Genomic DNA, 2,912 nt, shown 5'->3' with positions numbered 1-2,912 from the left:
GTTCATCGCAACTGACCTTGACAGTACATGAGCCCAATCTTGGAAACCGTGTCAGAGTTTGCAACAGAGCCGTTATCTGCAGGGCGGCTGCGGTGGCGCGTGCGGCGTGATCTACGAGACAGTCACGCCCTCCTGCAACAATGAGACCGCGTTCGGCGGCGCCTTCGCGGTGAGCTTCAACAACAGCGGCCATGTCGGCCCGGACGCGCGCGACACGCTTTGGGCAGCTTACGCTCCGCAGCTTCGTGCCGATTTCGCCTATCGTGCGTCCCATGTGACGGCGCGCGTGGCGAAGGAGATTATCGCGCGCTTCTATGGGCAGAAGCCAGCCTATTCCTACTTCATGGGCTGCTCCAATGGCGGGCGCGAGGCGATGATGGAGGCGCAGCGCTACCCGGATGATTTCGACGGGATCATTGCGGGCGCGCCGGCACTGTGGATCACGCCGGGCGTCGTGCGCATCATCCATGAATCGCAAGTGGCGCGCGGCGCGGACGGCCAGCCGATCCTGACGCCGCAGTCGACCCAGCTGCTGCACCGGGCCGTGATGGCGGCCTGCGATGGCCTCGATGGGCTGAAGGACGGGCAGATCGACAATCCCCGCCGCTGCAAGTTCGATCCGCGCACGCTCGTCTGCAAGCCGGGGCGCAATGCGGATTGCGTGACGGCGCAGCAGGCCGAGACGATGCGGCGGCTCTATGAGGGGCCGGTCGATGCGCAGGGCAGGCGGCTGTTCTTCGGCGGCGAACCTTATGGCTCCGAGCTGTTGTGGACCGGGCCGGGCAGCTTCGTGGCCGATGGCTATCAGCTCGCCGCGAACCAGATCAAGTTCATGATCAACAATGGCGAGACCGATCAGGATTTCGACTGGCGCAGCTGGAAGCCGGATGCGGCGGCACTGGCCGACCTTATGGAGAAGGGCGGCTATTACAATGCGAGCAATCCCGATCTCTCGGCCTTCAAGGCGCGCGGTGGCAAGCTGATCATGTGGCAGGGTGAGGCGGACAATGCCGGCGGCTCCTATCTGCTGCCCGATTATTATCAGCGCGTTCGCGATACGATGGGCGGGTTCGCGGGCACCGATCCGTTCATGCGCGTCTACATGTTCCCCGGCGTTTATCACTGCGCGGGCGGCTATGTCGGCTATCAGCATGATCTGCTGGGGCCGATGGTCAACTGGGTGGAGCGCGGGGTGGCGCCCGGCGCGGTCGAGGGCGCGGCGATCCTGGCGGATGGTACGGTGCGGCGGCGGCCGACCTATCCCTTCCCGGTGCAGGCGCGCTATGTCGGCAAGGGCGACATCAACGCCGCGAGCAGCTTCGCACCCGCGCCGGTCCCGGAGGGCTATGACGACCGGTTCGACTGGGTTGGCGCCGATATTCACGCCGGCCCGCCGCCCGTAGCGTATTGAGGGGCTAAGGGGTCATTCTTCCCCCGTTCGCCCTGAGCTTGTCGAAGGGCTGTCCTTCTTGTGCGCGACGTCCAAAGAAGAACAGGGCTTCGACAGGCTCAGCCCGAACGGAAAGTGGGATGGCTGGGGGGCACCAAAACCCAACCGCCCGCGCCATTTCTGAACGCGAGCGGCTGGCTCCCCCTTAAGTCTTACTTGCCGAGCTTCTTGTCGAAGAAGTCGACGATGACCTTGTAGGCATCCTGTGATTCCGGGACGGCCGGGTTGTTTAAGAAGCCGTGGAAGAGTCCGTCCCACACATGCAGATCGGCCTCGGCGCCAGCCTTGACCATCTGGCCGTGCGAGTAGACCGCCGAACTGAGCTCGAAGGCGCGCGTGCCGGTGATGAACAGCGTCGGCGGGAACTTGGCGAGCAGCTCGGGCGAGTTTGCCGGTGCCGCCAGCGGATCTTTCACGTCCACATTCTCCAGATACTGGAGCGGCGGCGGGCCCTTGCCTAGCGGCGGCGGCGGTTCGACAGGCGGGTTCGCCTCCCCGACGGCAGCAGTCATGTAATGCGCGTCGCCACCAAAGCCGGGGAATTTTTTCTCAAGCGTCATGCCGGCGCAGAAGATTCCGGCAGCGCCCGGCATGGGCAGACCTTCCTTGTCGAACCACGCCATGGCCATGCCGACGAGCATCCCGCCTGCCGAGCAGCCATAGATGCCGATATCGGCCGGCTTGTAGGTCTTGAGCAGCTCGCGATAGACGCTGGCGACATCCTCGCTGGCCGCCGGGAAGCGGTGTTCGGGTGCCTGGCGATAATCGATGGTGATGACCTTGTAGCCGCCCAGCGAGGCGATCGGCATCGACTCCAGTTCCGCGCAGCCGGGGTAGCAGCCGCCGAAACCACCGCCGTGCAGGTTGAGGAGGATGCGGTTGCGGTTTTCCGGCTTGATGCCTTGGGTCGGCGTGTAGCTGATGCCTGCAACGCCAGCGATGGTCACTTCCTCACGGACGAGCGGAAACATGGCCTTGGCCGAAACCATATAGGGCTTCATGACGAAGGGCACGCCATTCTCGGGCAGTGTCCCGGATTCCCGATCCTGCATGTTGTGCAGGTGCTGGGTGAGATATTTCTTGGCTTCGTCGGTGAGGAAGCTGGAGACGGGCACGCTCATGGCGGGCACGTGAACGGTGCCGTCGGCATCGATCTGCACCGGATTGGCGTCGGGCTTTTCCTCTGCCTGCGCGAGGGCTGTGGCGGGGAGGACCAGCGCCATGAGCGACGTGCCCGCGATCATGCCCAGCCGCGGGAACAGGCTCTTCGCGGCGCGCGGGGTGCGTGATTCTTTCATGTAAACCTCTCGATTTTAACCGATTTTCTGTGCCGCATCGCAAATTGGCATCTAGCATTGTTAGACTCACATGAAATCAATCGATTGTAAATAGGGCTCTGTTGCAAAAATCGTGAAGCTTGAGCATGCTTGGCGGAGATTGGACGGACGGAACGATGACGGAT

Annotated in this window: 2 protein-coding genes; one reads left to right on the top strand and one right to left on the bottom strand. The window is 63.3% G+C overall.

Annotated elements, in window-relative coordinates; genetic code table 11:
* Positions 1-58: 58 nt before the first annotated feature.
* On the top strand, positions 59-1,411 hold the full coding sequence (locus ABFX23_RS02090; RefSeq protein ID WP_346031486.1) for a tannase/feruloyl esterase family alpha/beta hydrolase: 1,353 nt from the start codon (positions 59-61) through the stop codon (positions 1,409-1,411).
* Between the two features lie 191 nt (positions 1,412-1,602).
* On the opposite strand, the gene ABFX23_RS02085 is transcribed toward ABFX23_RS02090, so the two are convergent.
* Positions 1,603-2,748 (bottom strand): alpha/beta hydrolase fold domain-containing protein, encoded by a 1,146-nt coding sequence (locus ABFX23_RS02085; protein WP_346031485.1) that lies wholly within the window; start codon positions 2,746-2,748, stop codon positions 1,603-1,605.
* Positions 2,749-2,912 lie beyond the last annotated feature (164 nt).

This window comes from Erythrobacter westpacificensis, assembly GCF_039542285.1.
Classification (GTDB): Bacteria; Pseudomonadota; Alphaproteobacteria; order Sphingomonadales; family Sphingomonadaceae; genus Alteraurantiacibacter; species Alteraurantiacibacter westpacificensis.
This window is presented reverse-complemented; position numbering and strand designations above follow the sequence as displayed.